The sequence below is a fragment of the Deinococcus planocerae genome (genome assembly GCF_002869765.1).
In the GTDB taxonomy this organism is placed as follows: domain Bacteria; phylum Deinococcota; class Deinococci; order Deinococcales; family Deinococcaceae; genus Deinococcus; species Deinococcus planocerae.
The window spans coordinates 102,831-126,899 of sequence record NZ_PNOR01000001.1 but is presented as its reverse complement, the minus strand read 5'-3'; the positions used below and the strand labels follow the sequence as shown (position 1 = coordinate 126,899).

The following is a 24,069-nucleotide window of genomic DNA, read 5'->3' as shown; positions in this document are numbered from 1 at the left end:
GGGCTGGCCCCCGGATAAAGACCGGGCCGAGCATCGGCCCGGCGAGCAGGTCACGCTCCTAGGAGCCTACGAGTTCGGATCGCAGCCTTCCCGTCTTCAACCTACCGTTCGTCCAGCCGCCCGGTGGGGGGTCGGGGCGGCGGGTTCGGCGGCACCCGGCTGGGCCCCGAACTGTTCGATGGCCTCCAGCACCTCGGCCCCGTAGACCAGGGACGGCGCCCCGCCCATCAGTACCGCCACCCCCACGGTTTCGAGCCGTTCCTCGCGGGTGGCCCCAGCCCGCAGGCAGTCGTGGACGTGGTAAGCGACGCACCCGTCGCAACGGGCGTGGATGGCGACGGCGAGCGCCATCCACTCCTTCGTCTTGAGGCTCAGGGCCCCCTCTGTCAGGGTTCCCCGGTTCAGGTCGCCAAAGCCCCCCATCGTGCCCGGGATCTCCCGGTAGAGGTCGCGGATACGGCGGGACAGGTGGCGCTGGTACTTGGGATACGAGGTCTGCACGGTGTCCTCCCGGAGGTCTCCCTTCCGATGTCGTCGTTTCGCCTGCTTCCCTCCATCGCCACGCCCGCCCCGGCTTCGGGCAGCGTGATCACCAAACGGCTCCTCTCGGCGGTCGTCGCCGGGCTCAACCCCGGTGGCGGGTCCGGCCGGCGAGCAGCAGCAGGGCGGCCACCGCAGCGAACAGCCCGGTGCTCCAGCCGTTCATGGGCAGCGTCCCGAACAGGCTGTTCGAGATCAGGGCCAGGCCGCCGAGCAGGGCGAAGAGCAGGCCCAGCGCCCAGGCCGTTTCCCGGGCGATCTCCGTCCTGACCGTGCCGAACAGCAGCAAACTCCCGGTGGCGAGCAGCAGAACACACAGCAGGGGGCGCACCGGCAGGAGCCCAAACAGCAGACGCCCCGTCGAGGGAAAAGCCCCCACACCCCCAAGGCCACCAGGGCGAAGCCCAAGACGAGATTGATTTGACGGGGCACTGACATCCACACCTCCTCGGGACCTTGCAGGGACGAAACCCCGGCACCCCTGTCCGGGTGATCGCCGCCCGGGCACCCGTGAGATCAGCGTGATCTGGCCCTGTTGCCCCACTGTTACCGGCCCTTCTACCGGCACTTCCGGCGCCCCGCCAGGGACGGGATCGGGCCTGGCAGGGAGGGGCGGACCTGGTGCTGGCGGCGAGAGCGGTAACGGCCCCGTAACCGCGTCCTTCCAGGCTGCCCGCAGGAGGAAGATATGCGGCTGACCAGTTACGGCGCGGCGGGGACGGTCACCGGAAGCTGTCACCTGCTCGAGGTGGGCGGGGAGCAGCTTCTCGTGGACTGCGGCCTCTTTCAGGGTGGACCTGATCTCGATGCTCTCAACCGCGAGCCCTTCGGCTTCGACCCGGCGGGCCTGGACGCGGTGCTGCTCACACACGCCCACCTCGACCATGTGGGACGGCTGCCCCTGCTGGTGAAGGGGGGCTTTTGCGGCCGGGTGTACTGCACGGAGCCCACCGCCCGCGTCGCCAAGGTCGTGCTCCTCGACAGCGCCCGGGTGCAGGAGGAGGATCACGCCCGGGACCGGCGGCGAGCGATGCGCGCGGGGCAGGACGTGCCGGAGACGGGTTCCCTGTATGACGAAGCACTCGCCCATGAGACGTTGCGGCGCTTCAAGCCGGACGTGGTGCCCCACGAGCCCTTTCGACTCGGGCGCGTCACGGTCACCGCCCGCCCCGCCGGGCACGTCCTGGGCAGCGTCTTCTACGAGTTGGAGACACCCGGAGGCCGCGTCGTCTTCTCCGGTGACCTGGGCAACCGCAACTCTGCGGTCCAGCCTGACTTCTCTCTCCCCTTCGCCTGTGACGCCGTGATCGTGGAGACGACCTACGCGGACCGCACCCACCGCTCCCTGGCGAACACCGTGGCCGAGTTCCGGGACGTGCTGCGGCGCAGCCTCGCCCTGGGCGGAGCCGTGATCATCCCCAGCTTCGCCCTAGAGCGCACCCAAAACGTCCTGTATTTCCTGAAGCGGCTGATGGACGCCGGGGACATCCCGCCCGTCCCGGTGTACCTGGACTCGCCGATGGCTGCGCAGCTCACCCGGCTGTACCGGGACTCCGCCGCCGAATTCGAGCCCAACGTGGCGCTGGCCCTCTCAGAGGGGGTGGACCCCTTCCACCCCTCCACTCTGCGGGTACTGACCTCGCCCGGCGAGTCGCGCGCCCTGAACAGCCAGGCCGGGCCGATGGTGATTGTGGCGGGCTCGGGGATGATGAATGGGGGGCGGGTGCGCCACCACCTGCGTCACCGCCTCGGACGGCCAGAGACGAGCGTCGTGATCGTCAGCTTCCAGGCCCCGGGCACCCTGGGGGCCGCCCTGGTCAGGGGGGCGCGGCAGGTGCGTCTTTTCGGGGAGGAGGTGTCGGTGCGGGCGAGCATCCACACCATCGGGGGCTTCTCCGCCCATGCCGACCGGGACGACCTGCTCGCCTGGCTGGAGCCGACCGGGGAGGCCCGGGTGCTGCTCGTGCACGGAGAGGTGCCGGTGATGGAACACTTCGCGCGGGACCTCGCCGACCGGGGGAGGCAGGTGGACCTCGTGCGGCGGGGCGTGCCCCTCGTGCTGGCGGGCCACCCGGAGGTCAGGCCGTGAGGGTCCTGATCGGGGTGGACGGCAGCGAGGCGGGTGAGCAGGCTCTCAGGTACGGCCTCGACCTGGCCCGGCGACTCGGCGCGGACACCACGGTCCTGCACGTGCTGGAGGAGCCCCCCATCTCCTCCTACACGGCGCTGGTGACGGGCCTGAGTGTGGACGCCGCCCGCGAGCGGGTCCGGGCACTGGGGCTGGAGACCATCGCGCGGGCCGAGGAGCGGGCGCGCGAGGCCGGTGTGACGGTGGAGGTCAAGCTCCTCGACGGCTTGCCCGCCGATGTGCTGCTGGGCGAGGGGGCGAAGTCTGACCTGATCGTGGTGGGGACGCACGGCTACCGGGGGATGGACCGGGTGTTGCTGGGGTCGGTGGCGGAGACGCTGGTGCGGCGCTCCTCCGTCCCGGTGCTGGTCGTGCGCTGAGCCTGACAGCGGCGGGCCAGCTCAACCCGGTTCATCCCGAGGGGGCATGCCTGGCGGGGCCGCCTCCCGTCATTCCGTCAGGATGAGGGGTGCCTCCGGGGGCGCACGGAGCCCGCGTCTGGCCCCTCAGGCACTCTCCCCGGGAAAAGCGGACGCGGGCCCTGGGCCACAGCGCCCAGAGGCCTATTGAACGTGTCCGGGGGTCACCCGCCGCTGGGGGACGGTCGGAGGGGCAGGGTGCGCCCGGCGGGCTCCTCGGTCTTCGCGGTGGCCTGGACGACCCGCACGGTCATGACCGGCACCGTCGCCCCCCGCACGACCGCCTCCGCCACCGACCCCAGCACCAGGTGTGCCAGGCCGCGCCGCCCGTGCGTCCCCATCACGATCAACTCTGCCCCCCACTCCCGCGCCACCCCCAGAATCTCCTCGGCAGGCACTCCGTCCACCACCTGCATGGTCTCGTTCGCCTCCAACTGGCGTTCCAGCTCATCCCGGGCGAGGTCGGCGCTGCTGGCCGCCGGGTGGCCCGACTCGAGCAGGTCGAGGGCGCTGGCGGCATAGTCACGGCGGGAATCCGCCACGTACAGCAGGCGGCGGTGTGCCCCCGGGAAGTGGGTGCGCGCCGTGTCGAGGGCACGCGCGGCGGAGGTCGAAAAGTCCAGCGGCACCAAAATACGCTCGAACATCCTGCGCTCCTTGGGGTCTTGGAGAGGATCCGGCGGTGGGAAGAACGGAGGGGAAGGTCCGGGCGGTTCCCGCCTCAGGCTGACGGCCCCGAACGGTCCGCCTGCCGTCACCCTGCCTGCCGGGTGTAACCGGGGCGTTACGGCCCGCCCGGCGGGTCAAGCGTCGTGCTCGCCTTTCGCCAGGGCGCGCCAACGGGCTCCCGGCTCGGGGGCGGGCTGAAAGGCCCCCGGCACGAGCTGCACGGGGAGATGGGCCCCCAGCAGGACCTCGGTTGCCACCCGCCCCAGCTTGTGAACAGTGGGGTCCGGCCCCCCGTGGGGACCGAGCACGAGCAACTCGGCCTCCACGCGCCGGGCCGCCGCCAGGATGGCCTCGGCCACGGAGTGTTCCCCCGGCGCCGCGACGAGCAGGGTGGGGGGACGGCGCCCGCGCTCGGCGAGCTGACGCAACCGGGCCTCCGCCGGTCCGTCCGGCGCCTGCGGTTCCTCCAGGACATGTAGCAGCGTGAGGCTGCCTCCGATGACCCGCACGAGGTCGAAGGCATGGGTGACGGCCTGCACGCTGCAAGCCCCGAAATCGACGGGAACGAGGACACGACGGAACACCTTGCACCTCCGGGCCGGAAGCGGCCTGATGCCAGGGTGGGGCCGGGGGGTTACCTGAGGGTTACGACGCCCGGGGGAACACGGCGGGAAGAACCCTGGGGCTACGCGAGGGTCACGTCGTCCACCCCTGCCTCCCCCGGTCCTCCGGAGAAGGGCCGGGCGGTAACGGCAAGGTAACGGAAAAGCCCCAGGTTGACCGCACGATGTGGGACCTTGTTCGTCACCCCGGCGCCACCCGCCCGGTCAAGAGGCCGTGGTGATCCCCTGCCCGTCGTCTCTGTCTGCCGCTCCGGAGCCCGTGGGGGCGAGGGACGTGATGGGGCCCGAGGTGCCCGGGAGCGCAGGTGTGCGGACGCAAGGCACGTGACGTCCGGGTTCCCCGTAAGCTCTCGGGAGGTGAGCCGCACGACCACGGACCTCCCCACGCCCGGTTCCGCCCCGCCCGCCCCCGAGCTTCGGCAGGCCGGGGAGGTGGCGAGCACCCTGGGGGTCGACCCGGCCCGCGGCCTCGCTTCCCCGGAAGCCCGGGCCCGCCTGGCGGCGTTTCCTGGCGCAATTTCAGGACGTGCTCGTGCTCCTCAACGCCGTGCTGGGGTACGCCCAGGAGGCGCGCGCCGAGCGGGCGGTCGCGGCCCTGGGGGCGATGACCGCCGCCCAGGCCCGGGTGCTGCGGGACGGCGAGCCCCGCCCCGTGCCCGCCCGCGAGGTGGTGCCGGGGGACATCCTGCTGCTGGAGGAGGGGAACGCCGTGCCCGCCGACGCCCGGCTCCTGGGGGCCGTCTCCCTGCGCACGCTGGAGGCGTCCCTGACCGGGGAGAGCCTGCCGGTGGGCAAGGACGCCGCCCCCCTCGACCACGCAGCCGCCCTCGGCGACCGCCGCAACATGGTCCTCTCGGGCACGGCGGTGAGCGGGGGCCGGGGCCGGGCCGTCGTGACCGCCACGGGCATGGGCACGGAGATCGGGCGCATCGCCGGGCTGCTGGGGCGCACCCCCGCCGAGGAGACGCCCCTCCAGCGCGAACTGGGCCGCACCGGGCGGCGGCTGGGGGCCCTGGTGCTCGTCATCGCCGGGGTGATGGCCCTGACCCTCGTGCTGGTGGGCGGGGTGCGGGACCTCGCAGCCCTGGTGGACGTGCTCCTGCTGGCGGTGGCCCTGGCCGTCGCGGCGGTGCCCGAGGGGCTGCCCGCGATCACCTCGGCGGTGCTGGCCCTGGGCACGGGGCGGATGGCGAGGAGGAGGGCAGTCGTGCGCCGCCTGCCCGCCGTGGAGACGCTGGGCTCGGCGAGCGTGATCGCCTCCGACAAGACCGGGACCCTCACCCGCAACGAGATGACGGTGCGCGAGGTCGTGACGGCGAGCGGCGTGACCGGGGTGACGGGCGGCGGGTACGCGCCGGAAGGAGAGTTGAGCGCCGGGAAAGGGCCGCTGCGCCTGGGACCCCAGTGGGCCGAGGTCGAGCGGCTGCTCATCGGAGCCGCCCTTGCCAGCAACGCCGCCCTGCGGGAGGAGGGCCGCTGGACCGTCCAGGGCGACCCCACCGAGGGGGCCCTGATCGTGGCGGCGCGCAAGGCGGGGCTGAGTCCGGGGGAGCTGGACGCCCGCCTCCCGCGGGTGGGCGAACTCCCCTTCTCCTCGGAGCGCAAGCGGATGAGCACCGTGCACCGGGAAGCGGGGCGCCTCGTCCTCTTCAGCAAGGGTGCCCCCGACGTGCTGCTGGAGCGGTGCACCTCTGAACTCGTCGGGGAGGAGGTCCACCCACTCTCGGGCGCGCGCCGGGCCGCGATCCGCGCCGAGAACGAGCGGCTGGCCGCGCGGGCGTTGCGAACGCTGGGGGTCGCCTCCCGCACCCTACCGGGGAACGCCCCCGCGGGGGAGGCGACCGAGGACCTGGAGCGCGATCTGGTGTTCCTGGGCCTCGTGGGCATGATCGACCCCCCGCGCGAGGAGGCGAGGGCGGCGGTCGCGCGGGCACGGGAGGCGGGCATCCGCCCCCTGATGATCACCGGGGACCATCCGGTGACCGCCGCCGCCATCGCGACTGAACTCGGTCTCGTGTCCCCGGGCGAGCGGGCGCTGACCGGCGCGGACCTCGCGCGCCTCCCGGAGAGCGAGCTGGAACGCGCGGTGCGGGAGACGGGGGTGTACGCCCGGGTGGACCCCGAACACAAGCTGCGGATCGTGCGGGCGCTGCCAACGTGGCGGGGCGGTCGTGGCGATGACCGGGGACGGGGTGAACGACGCCCCCGCGCTGAGGGCCGCCGACATCGGCGTGACGATGGGCGTCACCGGCACCGACGTGTCCAAAGAGGCCGCCGACATGGTGCTCGCCGACGACAACTTCGCCACCATCGTCGCGGCGGTAGAAGTTGGGCGCGGCATCTTCGATAACATCCGCAAGTTCCTGCGCTACCTGCTGTCCTCCAATATCGGCGAGATGCTGACCATGTTCCTCGGGGTGGTCTTCGCGGGCGCCCTGGGTCTGCGCGGGGAGGGCGGCGAGGTCGTGCTGCCGCTGCTCGCCACCCAGATCCTGTGGATCAACCTGGTGACCGACGGGGCGCCCGCCCTGGCACTCGGGCTCGACCCCACCGACCCGGACGTGATGCTCCGCCCGCCACGTCCCGCCGGGGAGGGCGTGATCACTCCCCAGATGTGGCGCGGCATCCTGCTCGTCGGGGGAGTCGTGGCGGTGGGGACCCTGGGCGTGCTGGACGCCTCATTGCCCGGCGGCCTGATCGCGGGGACGCGGGGAGCCTCCCCCACGGGCGCACGCTGGCCTTTACCACGCTGATGTTCTCTCAGCTCTTCAATGTCTGGAACGCCCGCTCGGACACCCAGAGCGCCTTCCGGGGACTGCTCCGCAACCGCTGGCTGTGGGGGGCGGTGGCGCTGTCGCTGGCCCTGCACGGGCTGGTGGTGTACGCGCCCCCCCTGCAACGGGCGTTCGGGACGGTCCCGCTAGGCCTGCCCGACTGGCTGCTGTGCCTGACGGTGGCGTCCTCGGTGCTGTGGGTGCGCGAACTCGCCAAGCTGGTGGCGAGCGCCCGAAGGACGCGACGCGGCTGAGCATCACCGTCCCCCCGGTAACACCTCCGTAACGCTCCGTCTCCAGGCTCAGGACGCTCCGACCCGCTTCCCGCCGTCCCCAGAGGTGTCCCCCATGACGAGCACCAGCCCCGTCCTTCCCGACCTCGGCGCCGACGAACTCCGGCTGCTGGACGCCTCCTGGCGCGCGGCCAACTACCTTTCGGTGGGCCAAATCTACCTGCTCGCCAATCCCCTGCTGCGCGAGCCCCTTCGCCTGGAGCACGTCAAGCCGAGATTGCTGGGCCACTGGGGCACCACGCCCGGCCTCAACCTGATCTACGTGCACCTCAACCGGCTGATCCGGCGCCATGACCTGAGCGTCCTGTACGTCACCGGCCCCGGGCACGGCGGCCCCGGCCTCGTCGCCAACACCTACCTGGAGGGCACCTACAGCGAGCTGTACCCGGACATCTCTCAGGACGAGGCGGGGATGGCCCGGCTGTTCCGCCAGTTCTCCTTCCCCGGCGGCATTCCCAGCCACGTCGCGCCCGAGACGCCCGGCTCCATCCACGAGGGAGGCGAGCTGGGCTACAGCCTCGCGCACGCCTACGGGGCCGCCTTCGACCACCCGGACCTCCTCGTCGCATGCGTGATCGGCGACGGCGAGGCCGAGACCGGGCCGCTCGCCGGAAGCTGGCACGCCAACAAGTTCCTCAACCCGGCCCGCGACGGCGCCGTCCTCCCCATCCTGCACCTCAACGGGTACAAGATCGCCAACCCCACGGTCCTCGCCCGGCTGCCTCGGGAGGAGTTGGAGTCGCTGTTGCGGGGGTACGGGCATCATCCGCTGTTTGTGGAGGGGGACGACCCCGAACTCGTCCACCGGGCACTGACGGAGGCGTTGGAGCGGGCGTGGGCGGACATCCGCGAGATTCAGCGCCGCGCTCGCGAGGAGGGCGTCAAGGGGCGCCCCCGCTGGCCGATGATCGTCCTGCGGACCCCCAAGGGCTGGACCGGCCCGAAGGAGGTGGACGGCCAACCCGTGGAGGGGACCTGGCGCGCCCACCAGGTGCCCCTCGCCGGACTCACCTCCAACCCCGACCACCTGCGCCAGCTTGAGGACTGGCTGCGGGGCTACCGTCCCGAGGAGCTGTTCGACGACGGGGGGACGCTCCGGCCCGACCTCGCCGCGCTCGCCCCGCAGGGAGACCGGCGGATGGGCGCCAACCCGGTCGCCAACGGGGGCCTCACGCCCCGCGACCTGCGGCTGCCCGACTTCCGCGCTTACGGGGTCCCCGTTCCCCAGTCCGGCGCGGTGGACGGCGAGGCGACCCGCGTGCTGGGCACTTTCCTGCGCGACGTGATGGGGAGCAATCCCGACAACTTCCGCCTCTTCGGCCCGGACGAAACCGCTTCCAACCGCCTCGACGCGGTGTACGGGGCGACGGGCAAGGCGTGGGCGGAGCCCCTGCTCCCCACCGACGAGCACCTCTCGCCGGACGGGCGGGTGCTGGAGGTGCTGAGCGAACACCTCTGCCAGGGCTGGCTGGAGGGCTACACCCTGACCGGGCGGCACGGCCTCTTCTCGTGCTACGAGGCGTTTATCCACATCGTGGACTCGATGTTCAACCAGCACGCGAAGTGGCTGGGGACGAGCCGCCGCCTCCCCTGGCGGCGCCCGGTGCCCTCCCTGAACGTCCTGCTGACCTCGCACGTGTGGCGCCAGGACCACAACGGCTTCTCGCACCAGGACCCGGGCTTCATCGACCACGTCATGAACAAGAAGGCGGACGTGGTGCGGGTGTACTTGCCGCCCGACGCGAACACGCTGCTCTCGGTGGCAGACCACTGCCTGCGCAGCCGACAGTACGTGAACGTGATCGTGGCGGGGAAGCAGCCCGCCCCCCAGTGGCTGAACATGGACGAGGCCGTGCGCCACTGCACCGCCGGGCTGGGCCTCTGGCCGTGGGCGAGCACGGACACGGGGGTGGAACCCGACGTGGTGATGGCCTGCGCGGGCGACGTGCCCACCCTGGAGACGCTGGCGGCGGTGGACCTCTTGAGGCAGCACTTCCCCAACCTGCGGGTGCGGGTGGTGAACGTCGTGGACCTGATGACCCTGCAACCGGGGAGCGAGCACCCCCACGGGTTGAACGACCGCGATTTCGACAGCCTCTTCACCCGGGACCGGCCAGTGATCTTCGCCTACCACGGCTACCCCTGGCTGATCCACCGCCTGACCTACCGCCGCACCAACCACGCCAATTTCCACGTGCATGGCTATAAGGAGGAGGGGACGACCACCACGCCCTTCGACATGGCGGTCCTGAATGGCCTCGACCGCTTCCACCTCGCCATCGACGCCGTCGACCGGGTGCCCCGGCTTCAGGCGGTGGGCGCGCACGTCAAGCAGATGTTGCGGGACAAGCTGATCGCGCACCGCCTGCACGTGCGGGCCACCGGCGAGGACCTGCCCGAAGTGCGGGAGTGGCGCTGGTCGCGCGGGCAGGAGGGCGGGGGGCGGGGCTAGAGACACCTTCCTGCGGTCCCCGGCCCCGGTTTCCGTCGTTGGGCCGACCTCCGGAATCTACCACTCGACGCTGAGTATGTGGGCCTGGAGCTTGCCCTCCACGGTACTCGGGCCGAACCGACGGGTGATCGCCGCCGTCGCCGCGTCCGTGACCTCGTCCAGGCGGGAGGCGTCCCGGGCCTCGATCTCCCCGCGCAGCGGTGTGCCCTGGCACAGGGCTACGGCGGGGACACGCGGCGAGGCGGCGCGGCCGCGCACTGTCAGGGTGGTGACTGCGGGCGCCTGCTCAAAGCCGCTGGCGGCCAGGTCCCGGGCGATCACGGCGGGGTCGTGGTACCCGTGCGGCACCCGGGCCATGAAGCGCGGCGGGTCGTCGGGAAAGACGGCCTCCATCGCCCCCTGCACGGTCGCCGCGAAGTCGTTGTGTTCGATCCGGTCCCAGACGTTGAAGAGGAGGTGCCCGCCAGGCCGCAAGACCCGACGGGCCTCGGCGAATGCCCTCGCCTTGTCGGGGAAGAACATCACCCCAAACTGGCAGACGATCACATCGAAAGCCTCATCGGGGAACGGCAGGGATAAGGCGTCGGCCTGGCGCCACTCGACGGGACGGGAAGTGCCGACGGCAGCGGCCTGGTCGAGCATGGGCGGGTTCAGGTCGGTGGCGACGATGGGCACGCCCCCGGGGAGGTCCCGGGCGAGCCGCCGGGTGAGGGCCCCGGTGCCCGCTGCGACCTCCAGAACGCGGGCAGGCTGGCGCCGCACCACCCGGGCGGCGAGGTCGTCGGCGTAGGGCTCGAACATCAACGGCACCATGTACCGCTCGTAGAGCTGCGGAACGGAACCTGTGAAGGTGCTGTCGCCGCCTGACGGACGCATGCTGGTCCCCTTTCCTGGGGGACCGGGCGAGAACTGGGGTCGCCGTCTCCCCGCCGAGGCGGCAGGGCGTGACGGCGACCGGAGGCTCCGCGGGGAAGCGTGGTCCCCCCATCTCCTCAGCGTACACCCTCGATCCGCACGCGGCCCACCCCGCCCGCCACCCGCACCTCAGCGCGGTCGGGGCTGGTGTCGGGATGACCGATCACGTAGGTGTCCCCGTCCCGCGTGGCGGGGAGGGTGACCTCCACCGCGCCCAGACCCGTGTTGGCGACCACCCGGGCCGCCAGCCCTGCCGGGAGGCGGACGGTCAGCGCCCCCCCCCCGCCGCGAAGATCTGCCCGGGGCTCGCCCCGCGCCGGGAGGGTGACCGTCGTCTCGCCCACCCCACCCGCCAGCGTCAGGTTCGCCACCCGCAGGGTCCGCAGGTCGGGGGCCGCCCGCCCCACCCCGGTCGAGACATTCAGCGTCCAGGGAAGGGCGGGGGTCAGCGCGAGGGTCCAGCGCGGCGTGTTCTGCCCGGTGAAGCTGACGGACGAGGACCCGCTCATGGCCACCCGGACCACCGCCGTCTCGCCGCGCTGGCCGAACTCGTTCGTGAGTCGCTCGTTCCGGGCGGTCTGCACCTGCCCGCTCACGAGGTCGCCCCCCGGCCCCGCCCGCAGGTCGAGCTGCGAGACCCCGGAGCGCAGGGTCAGTTCCGCCTGGCGGGTTCCCGTGGGCACGGCGACCCGGACCGGGTGGTCGACCAGCCCGGCCACACCCGGCGTCCGGACAGTCCACCACACGCCCACCACGGCGGCGACCACGAACACCCCGAGCACGGCGAGGCGGCCCCAGGGCGTGCGCCACCCCACCAGCACCTCCACCCCCAGCGCGATCAGGGCGAAGGGCCACAGCCGCCAGAGCGTGTCCCATACCCGGGGGGACAGCACCCCCAGGTTCGTCAGGAGGCACAATAGCCCCAGGGCGATGAGCACGAGCGGTCCCACCAGGGAGGGCGGTCGTCTCCCCAGCCCCCCGCCCGCACCGGACGCGACAGGATCACTCATGATCTTCCCCTCTCAGCGTCGCCCACGGCGCGGGACGAGGAGCAGCACGCCGCCCAGGGCGCCCCCGAACCAGCCGCCGCTCACCACGGCCAGCGCGAGCAGTCCGGCGGCGGGGCACCATGCCCAGCGGTGGGTCCCCCCCTGCGACCGCGCGGCGGGCAACCCGGCGAGCACCAGAAAGGTTGCCGCCAGCCCCAGGAAGAGCAGCGCCCCGCCGGGGATCACCGCCCACCAGTGTTCGGGATGCCGGGCGGCGATCAGCGAGAAGCCGCCGATGGACGCGAGGAAGGCGGGCCCGCCCCACGGGGCACCGTTCGAGAACACGGCGAGGGTCAGGCCAAGCAGCACCCCGCCGGGGATAAAGGCCCACCAATCCCCGGTGCGGCGCAGGGCCAGCCCCAGCCCGCGTTCGTGCCGAACCGTCGCATCGCTTCCTCCTTCGGGGATCAAGACTCCCCGGATGACGTTGGACTTCTCGCGGGAGGTGCGGAAGGTCACGGGCCCGGTTGCCCGGGGTGGGTCTTCCACCCTCCGCACCCCTCACGCCCAGGCTCGCCGGAGGTCCCCTGGGCCGGGGGCCGTCAGGTCGTGGGGCCCTCCCGTTCCTCCCCCGCCTCCCCGTCCCGGGTGACTACCACCTTCACATGGGTCACCAGGGCGGCGAGGGCGGGAGCTGAGAGCACGACCAGCCCGCCCGCTACGGTGCCCAGGGTGAGGGACATGCTGATCAGCTCCTCGCCCTGCTCGCTCAGGATGGTCACCCGCCGGGCGCTCCCCTCCTGGGCCAACTCCCGCACGCGGGCCACGAGTTTTGCGCCGGTTACCTCCAGCTCCTCCAGGAAGGTGCGGGGCGGCTCGGCGGGCGTGCCCTGTGGGGAAGCCGTCTTCGTCTGGTCCGTCATGGCGAGACCCCCTTTCTCCCCAGCGTGGACCCAGGGTGTTACCTGCGGGTTACCGGGACCTTCCCTGCCAGGCGGGAGAGGCCCGCTTCACGGCGTCCGTCGCCAGCGCGTACAGGACGGTGATTCCCAGGATGGCCGCGAGTGAGGCGGGGGGGCGGCACGAATCCGAAAGGCGGGGCGAGGGTGAGCGGCACGACGAGGCCGGGGGGAAATTCTTAGCAGGGGGCACGGGGAGGCCCCCCGCCCCCGCACGTGCCGCGCCACCCGCAGGCTGTCCCCGGTGATCACCTTGACGGCCACACCCAGGCCCATCCGGTCCTTCAGGCTCGGGCGGGCGTCCCCTTTGGGGGGTCGAGAAAGAGCAGGGAGCTCTCGAAGGAGAGGTTGGCCTCGGTCGGTGCGCCGTCCGGCACGGGCCGCGAGGCGACGCCGAGGACGCGGAAGCTCCCGTCGCCCCAGGCGGCCCCGCGCGCCCCTCCCCGGCTAGAGTGGGCCATGCCGATCCTCTTCCTGCACGGGGTCGCCATCCGCGAGGAGGATGGCCCACTGGGGGTCGTCCTCCACCGGCTCACCCACGGGGTGAATTGGCCTGACATCGAGGCGTCCCTGAGGTCGCAGGTCGCGCCCGTCCTCAATCCTGCGCGGCCTGAGTGGGTCGAGACCACGTTCCTCTACTGGGGCGACCTGGGCGCCCGCTACGCGCTGGGTGGGCGCTTCCAGGGCTCCCGAACCGCCGAGGAAGTCTGGCCGGAACGGCTCGATCTCCTCGGGGAAGACGGGTCGGGTGAACTGCTGGAGCGGCGGTTTCGCCCCGACACGCCCCCGGAGGCCTGGCCCGCGCTGGTGGAGGCCGTCTGGGCGGTGACGCGAGACGCGGCGCTTCGGGAGGTGCTGAGCCTCACGCCGCCGTCCGGCCAGTGGGCCCTGGTCGAGGCGGCGGCGCAGGCCCAAGTGCACCCGCCGGCCTCCCCCGAGTTCCTCTGGCCTCACCTGTCGGGGGAATGGCGCCGCCAGCACCGCCGGAACCTCGAGCGTGCGGCCGTCACAGTGCGCCGCCCCCTGGAGGCCTTCCTCCCCATCTTCCTGGGGGACGTGCTGTGTTACCTGAACGGCCGGGGCACCACCGAGCGTCCGGGCCCCATCGCCCGGCGGGTGCTCGACGGCCTGCGGGCGGCGGACGAAAGCCGCCGGAGCAGCGGCGAGCCCCTGGTCGTGCTGACGCACAGCATGGGGGGGGCAACTGCTGGACGACGCCCTGACGGCCTTCGTCCCCGCCGACCCGGCCCTGGCCGCGCTGCGGGTCGACTTCTGGTGCGCGGCGGGCGGGCAGGTGGGCCTCTTCAAGGAACTGGGGCTCTTCCTGGAGGAGACGGCCACCCCCTCCGCGCCGGTCGCCCGCTCACCGCACCTGGGCTACTTCTGGAATGTCTGGAGTCCCGGCGACCTGCTGAGCTTCCGCGCGGAGGGGGTCGCGGGAGGCGCGCACGACCTGGAGTTTCCCCTGGGCGGTCACCTCCCGTCGGAGCACGTCGCTTACCTCCACCACCCGACGTTCTACCGGACGCTGGCGGCCAAGCTCCGGGTGCAGGTCCGGCGGCGGGGAGGGGCCCGCTTGGGGTGAGAGCCGGGGCTTCACACTTGCCCCCGGCGGGGCAGGGACGGTAACTCCCACGTAACGCGGGAGTCGCAGGATGCGGCCCACAGGGGTCGGGAACACCCGGCAGGAGCCGCGCCAGAGGGCAGGCCCGGGTGCGGGCCCCAGGGAGTTCGCCATGCGCGACCAGCGAGAACGAGGGAAGTTGACCCGCCGCACGAGCGCCCTGCTCGCCTCGCTCACTCTGGGCGGGAGCGCGCTCGGGCTGGAGTGGCGCACCGGGGACGTGGTGCGCGTCCCTGCCAACGAGGTGATCCGCGACGACCTCTACGTCCTGGGCCAGGACGTGCAGATCGACGGCACCGTCGAGGGCGACCTGATCGCCGCCGGGAACACCGTGCGCGTGAACGGCCCGGTGCGCGGCAACGTCTGGGCGGCGGGCCAGAGCGTCACCCTGGGCGGTGCGGTCACGGGCGCGGCCCGGCTCGCGGGCTCGGTGCTGCGGGTGGGTGAGAACGCGAACATCGGGCGCGACCTCCTCGCCGCCGGGGTGGGCTTGGATGTGACTCGGGGCGCGCGGGTCGGGCGCGACGTGGCCTTCGGGGGCACCCAGACGCGGCTGAATGGCACCGTCGCCCGCAACGCCTACGTGGGCGCCTACGGGGTGGCGGTGGGCGGCACGGTGGGCGGCGACGCCCGCTTCAACGTGGACAACCGCGCCACCTGGCCGCAGAACTGGACGCCCGGGGTGGCCCGCCCCGACCCCCTCCCCTCCGGCCTGCGCTTCACCGGGGACGGGCGGGTGAACGGGGACCTCACCCTGCGGATGCCCGACCGGCCCACCCTCCCGCCGAACGCCGTGGGCGGACAGGTGGACTACGCGCCGCTCACGGCGTCCTGGGTGTCCACCACGCCAGACCCTATGACCGTGAGCACGGCAAACGTGGAGATGAGTTTCCTGCGTGACTTCGTGGGCATCGCGCTCGCGGGCCTGCTCCTCGTGTGGCTGGCGCGCAGCCCACTCGCGGCGGTCACGGCGAGGCTGCGCGCCCTGCCGGGGGCCAGCCTGGGGTACGGGGCGCTCACCTTCGTGGGGTTCCCCCTCGCGGTCCTCGTCGTCGCGGGCGTCATCGTGTTCGCCGCGGTGCTGCTCACCATGCTGGGGCTGGGGAACCTGGTGCTGCCCCTCGCCCTGATCGGGGCGCCCGTGCTGCTCGGAGTCGGGGCGCTTCTCGCCTGGGCAGCCTGGTTTGCCGCGCAGGGGCTGGCCGCCTCGCTGCTGGGGACGTGGCTGGTCGGGGCGGCGCGGCCCGGGCGGGCGGTCCAGCCCTCCGCCGCCGTCCTGCTCGGCGCGTTCGTCCTGGCCCTGCTCGCTCAGGTGCCCGTCCTGGGAGGTCTGATGACGCTGGCCGCGCTGCTCCTCACCCTCGGCGCCCTGTGGCTGTGGTGGCGCGGTCCGCGTGAGCCGCGCGTGGGGACGCTCTCCACCCCGCACCCTGCGTAGGAGCGCCGCCCTCCCCGCCGTTCGCCGGACCTGCGCGGGCGGCGGGGAGCGGCTGACTCCCGGCAGTGGCCCTATGACCTCCACCGCACCCCCGGCGGCCCGGTACGAGAAAGGACCGAACATGAGCCGAAGCCTCCCCCACGCGGGTGACCGCGTGCAGCCCTTTCCCCGGTCCCGGCAGGCGGTCGTAGACGCCGCGCGCCTCGCCGGGCGCAAGCACACCGTCCGGGGCCTGATCGAGGTGGACGTGACCCTCGTCCGCCAGAGGTTGAGGGCGCACCACGCCGCCACCGGCGAAATGCTGTCTTTCACTGCCTTCGTCGCGTCCTGCCTGGCCCGCGCGGTGGCCGCCGACCCCGACCTGCACGCCTACCGGGACTGGCGCGGCCGGGTGGTCGTGTTCGGCGAGGTGGACGTGTGCGTGATCGTCGAGGTGGCGGTGGGGGGCCGGTCTTTCCCGCTCGCCCACGTCCTGCGCGGGGCGAACCGCCGCACCCTGCGCGAGTTGCACGACGAACTGCGTGGGGTGCAGGCGAACCCGGGAGCGAGCCCCAGCGGGCGGGCGGCCCGCTTGACGGACCTGTTCCTGCGGCTGCCCGGCCCGGTGCGGCGCATCGCGTACGGCTGGGTGAGCGGCCATCCCCAGGTCTGGAAGGCACATCTCGGCACGGTAGGCCTGACCTCCCTGGGGATGTTCGGCTCAGGGGGTGGCTGGGGTCTCGCCCTGCCGATCTACACCCTCGCGGTGACGGTCGGCGGCATCGGCGAGAAGCCTGCCGTCGTGGACGGGAGGATCGTGCCGCGCGAACTGCTGAACCTCACCCTCGACTTCGATCACGACCTCGTGGACGGCGCTCCCGCCGCGCGCTTCGTGCGCGACCTGCGGGCACGGCTGGAGCGGGCCGAGGGGCTGGACGATCTGGCCGGGGACGTGCCTCAGCCCGCCAAGGAGGTCGTATGAACACCAGACAGCCTCGCCTCACCGTCACCTACCCTTCGGGCCGCGCCGCCCGGAAGCGTTCCGGCTGGCGCCGACCCCTGCTGTGGAGTGCAGGATTCCTCGCCGGTGTGGTCGCGCTGGGCTGGCTGGGCTTGCAGGTCCAGCCCCGCCTCTTCCCCGCGTATCCATCCGCTGCGAGCACGCCGGAGACCGTGCCCCTCCCCGCCGGGTTGCCTGCCCCCGTCGAGCGGTTCTACCGCCAGACCTACGGCGAGCGCCTGCCCGTCATCACCTCGGCCGTCATCAGCGGGCGCGCCACCTTGCGGCCCGTCCCCGGCGGCCCCGCCTTCCCTGCCCGCTTCCGCTTCGTCCACGAGGCTGGGCGCAACTACCGCCACTACATCGAGGCGACGTGGTTCGGCCTGCCGATCCTGCGCGTGAACGAGTCGTACGTGGGCGGCGTGAGCCGCCAGGAGATGCCCCCGCCGTTCCCGTCGAGCATCGGTGACCCCAAGGGGGCGCAGGGCGCCAACCTGGGGATGTGGTCGGAGACGATCTGGATGCCCAGCGTCTACCTCACCGACCCCCGCGTGCGGTGGGAGGCGGTAGACGACGAGACGGCGCTCCTAACCGTGCCCTTCGGGGAGGAACGCGAGACGTACGTGGTGCGCTTCGACCCCGCCACGGGGCGGCCCACCCTCTTCGAGTCGATGCGGTATCACGACGGGAACAGCCGGGAGAAGACGCTATGGATCAACCAGAACCTGTCGTGGGCGGACTTCGGCGAAGTGACGCTGCCCAAGCAGGGCGCCGCCATCTGGCTCGACCAGGGGCGGCCCTGGGCCGTCTTCACCGCCGAGGAGGTCGTCTACAACGTGGACGTGCGGGAAGACGTGCGCCGCCGGGGCCGGTAGGGAAGGAGCACCCCCATGACCACCTCGCGTGAGGTCGTCCCCACCCTCCCCCCTCGCTCCCGCGCCCCGACCCGCGACCGGCTGGCCCGCGTGCTCGCTGCCGCCTGCCTGCTGGCCCTGCTGCTCGCCGGGGTGTGGATGCTGGTCCCGCCCCCGGCGCGCGTGGAGGACACGCCCCGAGCCTGCCCCTGACCGCGCCAACCCTGACCGTGACCCGGGACGAACGAGGTCCAGATGGAAGCCGGGTGCTGGCGCTGCGGGCCGCCTCCGGGCGTGGGGCACCCACCCTGCTGCTGAGCGTGCAGAGAGAGGGCGAGATCACCGCCGCGACCCTGGACGGGCGGCCCATAGACCTCTCGCGGCGGCCCCCGGAACTTCGCTCCCGCCTGCGGGTGCTGCACTTCGCCGTGCCACCCACCGGGGCGGAGTTGCGGCTTGCCGGGTGGGGAGAGGGTTCGGTGCGGGTGAACGTCACGGATGACTCGAATGGGCTCCCGGCCATCCCAGGGCTTCCTCCCCGCCCGGCAGACACCATGCCCACGCTATACGACTTCGCGGACCCGACGGTCGTGACCCGGGCGTTCACGTTCTAGGTCAGCCATGAGTGTCTGGGGAACCGTCATGATCCTGACCGTGGTGCTCGTGCTCCTCTTAGGGCCACTCCGCCCTCTCCAAGACTTCGGAGGGCGAGGCTGGAAAAGCTCGGCATGAGATGGAAGGCTGGGTGGCACGTTGGGCAGGAGTTGGGGCTGTTTTTCGCCGTCACCTTCGGGGCAGCCTGGGGGCTCTGGCTCCCCGCGGTGCTGGCGGGTCGCGGGCTCATCCCCTGGCATCCCCCCACCGCGCCGCTGGTGGTGCTGGGCAGTGCCGCACCGAGTCTCACAGCGTTGTGGCTGGCGGGCAGGAACGGCAGCGCAGGCGCGCTCCTGGCCAGACTCGGCCGTTGGATGGGCTCCCCCGGCTGGTACGCGCTCGCGTTGCTGGGTCCCGCCGCCGTGATGCTGGTCGCCGCCGGGCTGCATGTCCTGCTGGAGGGCCAGGTGCCCCCGTTTCCCCCACCCGGGAGATGGCCGCTCGTGTTCGTCAACCTGGCGGTCGTCGCCTTGATTGGCGGGCCACTGGGCGAGGAACTGGGGTGGCGGGGGTGGGTCTGGCCGATCCTGCGTGGGCACCTGGGTCCCCTGGGGTCGAGCGTGGTGTTGGGGCTGCTCTGGGCCCTGTGGCACCTGCCGCTTTTTCTGCTGCCGGGAACCCCGCAGGCCGAACTGCCGTTTTTCTGGTACGTGGTGCAGGCCGTGCCGCTGACCCTGCGGCTGGGGCGGGTATACGACGGGAGCGGAGGCAGCGTGCTGCCGGAGGCAGCGTGCTGCTCCCCTTGCTGCTCCACGCCGCTGTGAACGCGTGGGCGGGCCCGCTGCGGGTCCTGCCGAATGCGTCAGGCAGCTCCCGGCCCTTTGTGCTGAGTGCCATTCTGACCTGGGGGCTGGCGCTGCTGGTGGGCACGGTGCAACTCCGCAGGCCTATCCGTCGTGCCCCGGGTTCCTCGGGACACGAGGCAGGCGAAGAGAAATGAATCCACCGAAGGCGCCTCCCGCGGTGATCCCAGGTGATCGCCGTGCTGACGCTCTTGACTCCACGCTCGTCACCTACACCTCAACTTGGAGGTAACGCTCGCCGCCATCTTCACGAATTCTTGCGGCCGCGACGTGTCCCCTCGGGAGGACATGCTGGCCCCCTTCATTCCAGGCGGTGGTCCTGTCCTCGCCAGTGACAGCACCGCGTGGTGACGGGAGAGCGGCGCGCGGGGACGGTAACCCGGTGGTAACACCGGCGAGGGAGGCTGCGTGAGAGAGTGGGGGTCACCGTCTTGCGCCCCTGCGGAGAGGAGCACAGGATGAACGAGGCACGTCCCAGGAGGACCTGGCAGGATCTCAGCCCCGGGCAGCGGGGGGCGGCCCTTGTCGCCGGGGCCGTCCAGCTCATGCTCCTGATCGCGGCGCAGCGGGACCTGACCCGGCGCCCGGACGATGGGGTGCGCGGCCGGAAGCTGTGGTGGAGGGTGGTGACGTTCGTGAATTTCGTCGGGCCAATCTCGTACTTCCTGTTCAGACGTGTGCCCGCCCAGCGGGGTGCCTCCAAACGTGCGGCTTGAGGGATGCCCGGACGTGTCCGCCCCTGCCGGTGAGCGGGGAGAAAGAAGGCCGGTATGCCCGCACAGAGGAGACGGCAAGAGCCCCGGTCCCGGCGCGTGGAGAGGAGGCAGAGGGTGTGGATGGCGTGCTTGGCCGTCCTCGTGGGCCTCACGGTTGTGCTGCTGTGGCCGGGGCACACCCCGCCCATCACCGACGCCAGCGGGAAGGTTCTTCCCGGCAGCGTCGCCGCGCTGGAGCGGGTGCCGCTGAACGAGACGCGACAGTGGGTCCTGATGCGGGGCCATTCCGAGCGGCTGCCCGTGCTGCTGTTCCTGTCCGGCGGGCCCGGCGGCACCGAGATGGGCTGGGTGCGCGCCCACAACGCCGAGCTGGAAAAACACTTCATCGTGGCGGTGTGGGAACAGCCCGGCGTCGGCAAGTCCTACCCGCTCGCCTTCACCCACCGCGAACACCTCACGCTCGACCAGTATGTCGAAGACGGCCTGGCCCTCGCCGAGTATCTGAAGCGGCGGTTTCATCAGGACAAGATCTTCCTGATGGGCCACTCCTGGGGCAGCTTCCTGGGGGTGTGGATGGCCCAGCGTCGCCCGGACCTCTTCCACGCCTACATCGGCGTCGGCCAGATGACCAGCACAGTTCAGGACGACCGGTTAGGCTACCGCTACGTTCTGGAGCACGCTCGGGCGGAGGGGAAACTCGAGCTGGTCAGGAAGCTCGAACGCCAAGGCCCCCCGCCGTACTCGGGGTCGTTGATCCTGCTCCGGTACATGACCTACCTCAATCCCCTGACGGCCTATGAGCACGGGCTGATCCGGCGGGCGGGCGGAGGTGGGGGCAACACGTTCGGCGAGATGGTCAGCCTCCCCGAGTTGCGGGTGATCGACAAGCTGTACGCCTTCCTGGGCCTCATTCACACGTTCAGCGTCGTCTACCCACAGCTCAACGAGCGACAGGTCGACCTCGCCCAGCAGGCGACCGACTTCGAGGTGCCGGTCTACTTCCTGATCGGGCGGCACGACCTGAACGCGATGGCCAGCCTGAGCGAGCGGTACTTCGAGCGGATTCGCGCCCCGCACAAGGAGCTGATCTGGTTCGGGCGCTCCGGCCACAACCCCAACTACGGCTGTGAGGCGGACCTCTTCACGCGAACGGTCATCGAACGGTTTCGCCCCCTCGCCTTTCCCTCCCGGGGGCCGGGTGACCCGCGGGGCTCTGCCGAATGACCCGGATGTGCTAGGCCGCCCTGCGAGGTGACGCAGCCCCAGCGCGGGGGGCGAGCCCTGGACGCACCGCCACCTCAAGGGCCGAGGCTGGGACGCTCGTTGCGCCGACCCCCGCTCCCACCAGGACACTTTCCGGACGGGTGAGAAGCGCAACGTGGGGTGACGCCAGCCGTGGCGCAAAAACAACGCTAAGGGAAAAAGAGCGGCCAGGCCACTCTTTTTCAACTACGGTCGGCCCTCCAGGGCCTTGAGATAACTCTCGCCATGCTGCGGTCGCTGGTCTGGGCATAAGTCTGGGTGGTCGCAATGCGCTTGTGGCGCATGAACTTCTGCACCTGATCCAGCGGCATCCCCGCATCCAACAGGATCGTCGCCACACTGGCGCGGAGTCGATGGGGCGTCACCGTCTTGTCGATCCCCGCCCGGCGCGCGGTGTCCTTCACGATGAGCTGGATGGCCCGTGCTGTGTACTGATCATGCCGATTGCTCTTGAACAGATACTCCGTGCGTCGCCCCGCAAGTTGGGTCCTCAACTCCTGGGCCAGAGCGGGCAGGATGGGCACGTATCCGTCACTCCCACCCTTGGCGTGGGCGATGTAGACCTGGGGCGGGTCCAAAGCCAGGTGCAGGTCCGTCACTCGGATGTTGACGAACTCGGACACGCGGGCGCCCGTGTAGAACAGCGTCTTGACCATCAGCCCGTACCCGCTGGTTCGGCGGTAGGCCGCCTCGATCAGTCGCTCGATTTCCTCGCGGTCGAGGCGGTCCACCGTGCGTCTGCGCTCCCTGGGTGCGGCAAGCCCCAGGGCTCGCCTGGCGTCCTCGACGGTCGAGGGTTCAGGGTAATGACGCGTTGTAGCGGTGAATGAAAAGCCAGACGAGGGTTTCGAGGTTGGCCTGCTTGCGGCTGAAGGACAAGCTTTTGCGCACCAGATGAGCCAATCTCAGACGCAGGGTGGCATTGAAGCGCTCAATGTGTTGGGTGCCCCCGATGCGGTGCAGCCCTCCGAAGACCACCCCTTTGTAAGTTGCCAAGCGGTCTGTATGGCAGACCGCATCGAGGTCGGGGGTAAGCAGGCTCTCCCAGAGTCCGAACGCGCCCAGCGCGTCTCGCTGGCCCAGGAAACAGCCCACGATCCGCCGGGTGGTTCGGTCCATCGCCAACCACAGCCGGAGGGGGCGGTCGTGGCGACCCAAGAAGGTGCATAACTCATCGCACTCCAGCACCAGCGGGGCTGGTGCTGGAGTGCTCAGGCTTGTTTTGCTGGCGGTTCTGGGGCTTGAATGTTGTGTGGCACGGTCTTTTCCAGCGTCATGTGACGACGCAACCACGAGCGACTGACCCCCACCACCCGGCAAATTCCCCGGTGCGAGAGACGTTCGGTCAACAATCGATCCACCAACGCCTCGGTTTCAGGCGACATCCGATGCCAGGTCGGCTCCAGGGTGAACTGATCCCCACAGACCCGGCACAGATAGCGTTGTTTGTGAGTGTGGGCATGGCCGTTTTTTACGGTGTAGACGCCACCGCACGCTGGGCAGGGGGGAGTGTTCATACTTCATTGAACTCCTGTCATGCCCCGAATGCCACTACCCCAGCACCGAGCAGCTTGATCCCCTGCACCACGCCATGAAGGGCTACGCCAAGGTACGAAGCTACGCCCCCAGGCTGTTTGCGGCGTTCACGTTCCACGCCGAAGGAAAGGCGGCTTCCCTGGTCGAGGCGCTGAACCTCCTGCGCAAGATGTACGCGGCAAACAAGCGCACCCTGTCCGAGCACGTCCCCATCGGCTTCGTGCGGCACAAGTGGGCCGGGCAGGTCTTCCGGGACGGTGCGGTAAAGCGCCGGGCCTACGAGCTGTGCGTCCTCGACGCGTTAAGACTCGCGTTGCGGGCCGGGGACGTGTGGGTGGCGGGCAGCCGCAAGTACAAGGACCTCGACGCCTACCTGTTGCCGCAGGGAGTCTGGCAGCGGCGGCTCGCGGACCTGTCCCTGGACCTCCCGGAAACCTTTGAAAGCTTCTGGGGCGCGACCGAGCCGCCGCTCACCGGGCAGTTGCGAGAGGTCGTGGACCTGCATGCCAAAGGCGCGTTGTCGTCCGTTGCCTTACAGCGCGGCAAGCTCAGGATTGGAAAGGTGATGAAGGCGGTGCCCGACGAGGTGGAGCCGCTGGAACGGGCCTTGAGCGCACGGCTTCCCCGGGTAAAGATCACCGATCTGCTGCTGGAGGTCAACGCCTGGACCCGCTTCACGGGTGCCTTCCTGAACCTGCACAGTGGCAAGGGCGCGGAGCGGCACGACCACCTGCTCACCGCCATCCTGGCCGATGGGCTCAATCTGGGGTTGACCAAGATGTCCGAAGCCTCGCCCGATCCCAGCCTGACCGCCCGGCGCCTGATGTACCTCGCCGACTGGTTCGTCCGTCCAGACTCCTATGCTGCCGGGCTCGCCGAGAACTCATCAACTTCCAGTCCAAGCTCCCTTTGGCCGCGTTGTGGGGAGATGGGACGACGAGCAGTTCCGACGGGCAACGCTTCCCAAGAGGTGGGCGTGGGAAAACCTTCGGGCATCTGAATGAGAAGTACGGCCGGGAACCGGGCGTGCTGTTCTACACCCACGTCAGCGACCAGTATGCGCCCTTCCACAGCAGGGTCATCACGGCGAACGTCCGGGACGCGCTGCATGTGCTCGACGGGCTGCTCTATCACCTGTCCGAGTTGAAGATCAAGGAGCACTACACCGACACGGCGGGGTACACCGAGCAGGTCTTCGGGCTGCGCCACCTGTTGGGCTTTCGTTTCGCCCCCAGGATTCGGGACCTGGGCGAGACTCGGCTGTACACACCCGAGGTCACCTCGACTTACGGGCTGCTTGAGGGACAACTGTCTGGGGCAGCAGACGCCGCGACCCCACACTCACCACCGTGGCCGCAACGTGGCTGCCGCCGATGTCCAGGGCGAGGACGGCGGAGTTCAGCAGGCTGATCTTCCCCGCGAGCTGCGCTCCGTCAGACCG

Annotated in this window: 28 protein-coding genes and 1 pseudogene; 17 read left to right on the top strand and 12 right to left on the bottom strand. The window is 71.1% G+C overall.

The annotated features are described in order from the left end of the window. Positions 1 to 96: 96 nt before the first annotated feature. Together A7B18_RS00580 and A7B18_RS21745 are read right to left on the bottom strand one after the other, a co-directional pair. Positions 97 to 501, bottom strand: coding sequence for a carboxymuconolactone decarboxylase family protein (locus A7B18_RS00580; protein WP_219722070.1), 405 nt, complete (start codon positions 499 to 501; stop codon positions 97 to 99). 124 nt (positions 502 to 625) lie between these two features. Further along, on the bottom strand, positions 626 to 919 hold the full coding sequence (locus A7B18_RS21745; protein WP_180969950.1) for a DUF4383 domain-containing protein: 294 nt from the start codon (positions 917 to 919) through the stop codon (positions 626 to 628). Positions 920 to 1,228: 309 nt separating this feature from the next. On the opposite strand from A7B18_RS21745, the gene A7B18_RS00570 reads away from it, so the two are divergent. After that, a complete protein-coding gene (locus A7B18_RS00570) occupies positions 1,229 to 2,629 on the top strand; it encodes an MBL fold metallo-hydrolase (RefSeq protein ID WP_102124722.1) in 1,401 nt (466 codons plus the stop codon). Further along, complete coding sequence (locus A7B18_RS00565) at positions 2,626 to 3,048, top strand: universal stress protein (RefSeq protein ID WP_102124721.1); 423 nt, start codon at positions 2,626 to 2,628, stop codon at positions 3,046 to 3,048. Before A7B18_RS00570 ends, A7B18_RS00565 begins: the two co-directional genes overlap by 4 nt. A 203-nt stretch (positions 3,049 to 3,251) precedes the next feature. On the opposite strand, the gene A7B18_RS00560 is transcribed toward A7B18_RS00565, so the two are convergent. Both A7B18_RS00560 and A7B18_RS00555 read right to left on the bottom strand, forming a co-directional pair. Beyond that, on the bottom strand, positions 3,252 to 3,734 hold the full coding sequence (locus A7B18_RS00560) for a universal stress protein (protein WP_102124720.1): 483 nt from the start codon (positions 3,732 to 3,734) through the stop codon (positions 3,252 to 3,254). 156 nt (positions 3,735 to 3,890) lie between these two features. Continuing rightward, a complete protein-coding gene (locus A7B18_RS00555; RefSeq protein WP_180969949.1) occupies positions 3,891 to 4,340 on the bottom strand; it encodes a universal stress protein in 450 nt (149 codons plus the stop codon). 643 nt (positions 4,341 to 4,983) lie between these two features. On the opposite strand from A7B18_RS00555, the pseudogene A7B18_RS22365 reads away from it, so the two are divergent. The 4 genes and pseudogenes from A7B18_RS22365 to A7B18_RS00545 form a co-directional block, all read left to right on the top strand. Beyond that, a pseudogene (locus tag A7B18_RS22365) lies at positions 4,984 to 6,519 on the top strand (cation-translocating P-type ATPase); the annotation flags it as partial. A gap of 37 nt (positions 6,520 to 6,556) precedes the next feature. After that, complete coding sequence (locus A7B18_RS22785) at positions 6,557 to 7,132, top strand: HAD-IC family P-type ATPase (protein WP_146009415.1); 576 nt, start codon at positions 6,557 to 6,559, stop codon at positions 7,130 to 7,132. Continuing rightward, positions 7,132 to 7,407, top strand: coding sequence for a cation transporting ATPase C-terminal domain-containing protein (locus tag A7B18_RS22780; protein WP_146009402.1), 276 nt, complete (start codon positions 7,132 to 7,134; stop codon positions 7,405 to 7,407). The genes A7B18_RS22785 and A7B18_RS22780 overlap by 1 nt, the downstream gene beginning before the upstream one ends. A 94-nt stretch (positions 7,408 to 7,501) precedes the next feature. Then, positions 7,502 to 9,898 carry a phosphoketolase family protein gene (locus A7B18_RS00545; protein WP_102124718.1) on the top strand — a complete coding sequence of 799 codons (2,397 nt, stop codon included), beginning with the start codon at positions 7,502 to 7,504 and terminating at the stop codon, positions 9,896 to 9,898. Between the two features lie 57 nt (positions 9,899 to 9,955). Here A7B18_RS00545 and A7B18_RS00540 read toward each other — a convergent pair whose 3' ends face one another. The 5 genes from A7B18_RS00540 to A7B18_RS21735 all read right to left on the bottom strand — a co-directional run bounded on the left by A7B18_RS00540 (position 9,956) and on the right by A7B18_RS21735 (position 13,222). Further along, positions 9,956 to 10,774 (bottom strand): class I SAM-dependent methyltransferase, encoded by an 819-nt coding sequence (locus tag A7B18_RS00540; protein ID WP_102124717.1) that lies wholly within the window; start codon positions 10,772 to 10,774, stop codon positions 9,956 to 9,958. A gap of 116 nt (positions 10,775 to 10,890) precedes the next feature. Further along, positions 10,891 to 11,823, bottom strand: coding sequence for a LiaI-LiaF-like domain-containing protein (locus A7B18_RS21740; RefSeq protein ID WP_180969948.1), 933 nt, complete (start codon positions 11,821 to 11,823; stop codon positions 10,891 to 10,893). Positions 11,824 to 11,835: 12 nt separating this feature from the next. After that, positions 11,836 to 12,351, bottom strand: a complete 516-nt coding sequence (locus tag A7B18_RS00530) for a hypothetical protein (RefSeq protein WP_146009401.1) — start codon at positions 12,349 to 12,351, stop codon at positions 11,836 to 11,838. Positions 12,352 to 12,404: 53 nt separating this feature from the next. Further along, a complete protein-coding gene (locus tag A7B18_RS00525) occupies positions 12,405 to 12,725 on the bottom strand; it encodes a DUF4342 domain-containing protein (RefSeq protein WP_102124715.1) in 321 nt (106 codons plus the stop codon). 320 nt (positions 12,726 to 13,045) lie between these two features. After that, on the bottom strand, positions 13,046 to 13,222 hold the full coding sequence (locus tag A7B18_RS21735; protein WP_180969947.1) for a hypothetical protein: 177 nt from the start codon (positions 13,220 to 13,222) through the stop codon (positions 13,046 to 13,048). A gap of 833 nt (positions 13,223 to 14,055) precedes the next feature. On the opposite strand from A7B18_RS21735, the gene A7B18_RS21730 reads away from it, so the two are divergent. The 9 genes from A7B18_RS21730 to A7B18_RS00485 all read left to right on the top strand — a co-directional run bounded on the left by A7B18_RS21730 (position 14,056) and on the right by A7B18_RS00485 (position 21,053). Then, on the top strand, positions 14,056 to 14,346 hold the full coding sequence (locus tag A7B18_RS21730; RefSeq protein WP_180969946.1) for a hypothetical protein: 291 nt from the start codon (positions 14,056 to 14,058) through the stop codon (positions 14,344 to 14,346). A 151-nt stretch (positions 14,347 to 14,497) separates the two neighbouring features. Then, entirely contained in the window at positions 14,498 to 15,823 is a 1,326-nt protein-coding gene (locus A7B18_RS00515; RefSeq protein ID WP_146009400.1) for a bactofilin family protein, read from the top strand. A gap of 121 nt (positions 15,824 to 15,944) precedes the next feature. Further along, the gene (locus A7B18_RS00510; RefSeq protein WP_102124713.1) at positions 15,945 to 16,784 is read left to right on the top strand and encodes a 2-oxo acid dehydrogenase subunit E2; all 840 of its coding nucleotides are present in this window, start codon (positions 15,945 to 15,947) and stop codon (positions 16,782 to 16,784) included. After that, positions 16,781 to 17,677, top strand: coding sequence for a DUF6544 family protein (locus A7B18_RS00505; RefSeq protein WP_219722069.1), 897 nt, complete (start codon positions 16,781 to 16,783; stop codon positions 17,675 to 17,677). Before A7B18_RS00510 ends, A7B18_RS00505 begins: the two co-directional genes overlap by 4 nt. A 15-nt stretch (positions 17,678 to 17,692) precedes the next feature. Further along, positions 17,693 to 17,869: a hypothetical protein gene (locus A7B18_RS21725; RefSeq protein WP_180969945.1), complete on the top strand. Its 177-nt coding sequence runs from the start codon at positions 17,693 to 17,695 to the stop codon at positions 17,867 to 17,869. 17 nt (positions 17,870 to 17,886) lie between these two features. Continuing rightward, positions 17,887 to 18,270, top strand: coding sequence for a hypothetical protein (locus A7B18_RS00500; RefSeq protein ID WP_146009399.1), 384 nt, complete (start codon positions 17,887 to 17,889; stop codon positions 18,268 to 18,270). A gap of 114 nt (positions 18,271 to 18,384) precedes the next feature. Beyond that, positions 18,385 to 19,074 (top strand): CPBP family intramembrane glutamic endopeptidase, encoded by a 690-nt coding sequence (locus tag A7B18_RS00495; protein ID WP_102124711.1) that lies wholly within the window; start codon positions 18,385 to 18,387, stop codon positions 19,072 to 19,074. 497 nt (positions 19,075 to 19,571) lie between these two features. Then, complete coding sequence (locus tag A7B18_RS00490) at positions 19,572 to 19,829, top strand: PLD nuclease N-terminal domain-containing protein (RefSeq protein WP_102124710.1); 258 nt, start codon at positions 19,572 to 19,574, stop codon at positions 19,827 to 19,829. A 120-nt stretch (positions 19,830 to 19,949) separates the two neighbouring features. Then, positions 19,950 to 21,053: an alpha/beta fold hydrolase gene (locus A7B18_RS00485; RefSeq protein WP_180969944.1), complete on the top strand. Its 1,104-nt coding sequence runs from the start codon at positions 19,950 to 19,952 to the stop codon at positions 21,051 to 21,053. A gap of 221 nt (positions 21,054 to 21,274) precedes the next feature. Here the strand turns inward: A7B18_RS00485 and A7B18_RS00480 are convergent, their stop codons facing one another. The 3 genes from A7B18_RS00480 to A7B18_RS21715 form a co-directional block, all read right to left on the bottom strand. Further along, positions 21,275 to 21,823 (bottom strand): tyrosine-type recombinase/integrase, encoded by a 549-nt coding sequence (locus A7B18_RS00480; RefSeq protein ID WP_219722068.1) that lies wholly within the window; start codon positions 21,821 to 21,823, stop codon positions 21,275 to 21,277. A 67-nt stretch (positions 21,824 to 21,890) separates the two neighbouring features. Next, complete coding sequence (locus A7B18_RS21720; protein WP_245872670.1) at positions 21,891 to 22,280, bottom strand: IS1 family transposase; 390 nt, start codon at positions 22,278 to 22,280, stop codon at positions 21,891 to 21,893. A gap of 23 nt (positions 22,281 to 22,303) precedes the next feature. Continuing rightward, the gene (locus A7B18_RS21715) at positions 22,304 to 22,609 is read right to left on the bottom strand and encodes an IS1/IS1595 family N-terminal zinc-binding domain-containing protein (protein ID WP_180969942.1); all 306 of its coding nucleotides are present in this window, start codon (positions 22,607 to 22,609) and stop codon (positions 22,304 to 22,306) included. Between the two features lie 74 nt (positions 22,610 to 22,683). Between A7B18_RS21715 and A7B18_RS22345 the strand changes: the two genes are divergently transcribed. Next, positions 22,684 to 23,628, top strand: coding sequence for a Tn3 family transposase (locus tag A7B18_RS22345; RefSeq protein ID WP_245872669.1), 945 nt, complete (start codon positions 22,684 to 22,686; stop codon positions 23,626 to 23,628). Next, the gene (locus A7B18_RS22340) at positions 23,538 to 24,038 is read left to right on the top strand and encodes a Tn3 family transposase (protein WP_342747119.1); all 501 of its coding nucleotides are present in this window, start codon (positions 23,538 to 23,540) and stop codon (positions 24,036 to 24,038) included. The genes A7B18_RS22345 and A7B18_RS22340 overlap by 91 nt, the downstream gene beginning before the upstream one ends. Positions 24,039 to 24,069 lie beyond the last annotated feature (31 nt).

What these genes read in the sequence shown, in the direction of transcription:
- A7B18_RS22780 (WP_146009402.1), top strand. Translation starts at nt 7,132, where the DNA reads ATGTTCTCTCAGCTCTTCAATGTCTGGAACGCCCGCTCGGACACCCAG.
- A7B18_RS00560 (WP_102124720.1), bottom strand. Translation starts at nt 3,734, where the DNA reads ATGTTCGAGCGTATTTTGGTGCCGCTGGACTTTTCGACCTCCGCCGCG.
- A7B18_RS00490 (WP_102124710.1), top strand. Translation starts at nt 19,572, where the DNA reads ATGAACGAGGCACGTCCCAGGAGGACCTGGCAGGATCTCAGCCCCGGG.
- A7B18_RS00485 (WP_180969944.1), top strand. Translation starts at nt 19,950, where the DNA reads ATGGCGTGCTTGGCCGTCCTCGTGGGCCTCACGGTTGTGCTGCTGTGG.
- A7B18_RS00540 (WP_102124717.1), bottom strand. Translation starts at nt 10,774, where the DNA reads ATGCGTCCGTCAGGCGGCGACAGCACCTTCACAGGTTCCGTTCCGCAG.
- A7B18_RS22345 (WP_245872669.1), top strand. Translation starts at nt 22,684, where the DNA reads ATGAAGGGCTACGCCAAGGTACGAAGCTACGCCCCCAGGCTGTTTGCG.
- A7B18_RS21735 (WP_180969947.1), bottom strand. Translation starts at nt 13,222, where the DNA reads ATGGCCCACTCTAGCCGGGGAGGGGCGCGCGGGGCCGCCTGGGGCGAC.
- A7B18_RS22785 (WP_146009415.1), top strand. Translation starts at nt 6,557, where the DNA reads ATGACCGGGGACGGGGTGAACGACGCCCCCGCGCTGAGGGCCGCCGAC.
- A7B18_RS00510 (WP_102124713.1), top strand. Translation starts at nt 15,945, where the DNA reads ATGAGCCGAAGCCTCCCCCACGCGGGTGACCGCGTGCAGCCCTTTCCC.
- A7B18_RS21740 (WP_180969948.1), bottom strand. Translation starts at nt 11,823, where the DNA reads ATGAGTGATCCTGTCGCGTCCGGTGCGGGCGGGGGGCTGGGGAGACGA.
- A7B18_RS21725 (WP_180969945.1), top strand. Translation starts at nt 17,693, where the DNA reads ATGACCACCTCGCGTGAGGTCGTCCCCACCCTCCCCCCTCGCTCCCGC.
- A7B18_RS00505 (WP_219722069.1), top strand. Translation starts at nt 16,781, where the DNA reads ATGAACACCAGACAGCCTCGCCTCACCGTCACCTACCCTTCGGGCCGC.
- A7B18_RS00570 (WP_102124722.1), top strand. Translation starts at nt 1,229, where the DNA reads ATGCGGCTGACCAGTTACGGCGCGGCGGGGACGGTCACCGGAAGCTGT.
- A7B18_RS00545 (WP_102124718.1), top strand. Translation starts at nt 7,502, where the DNA reads ATGACGAGCACCAGCCCCGTCCTTCCCGACCTCGGCGCCGACGAACTC.
- A7B18_RS00495 (WP_102124711.1), top strand. Translation starts at nt 18,385, where the DNA reads ATGAGATGGAAGGCTGGGTGGCACGTTGGGCAGGAGTTGGGGCTGTTT.
- A7B18_RS21715 (WP_180969942.1), bottom strand. Translation starts at nt 22,609, where the DNA reads ATGAACACTCCCCCCTGCCCAGCGTGCGGTGGCGTCTACACCGTAAAA.
- A7B18_RS00525 (WP_102124715.1), bottom strand. Translation starts at nt 12,725, where the DNA reads ATGACGGACCAGACGAAGACGGCTTCCCCACAGGGCACGCCCGCCGAG.
- A7B18_RS00515 (WP_146009400.1), top strand. Translation starts at nt 14,498, where the DNA reads ATGCGCGACCAGCGAGAACGAGGGAAGTTGACCCGCCGCACGAGCGCC.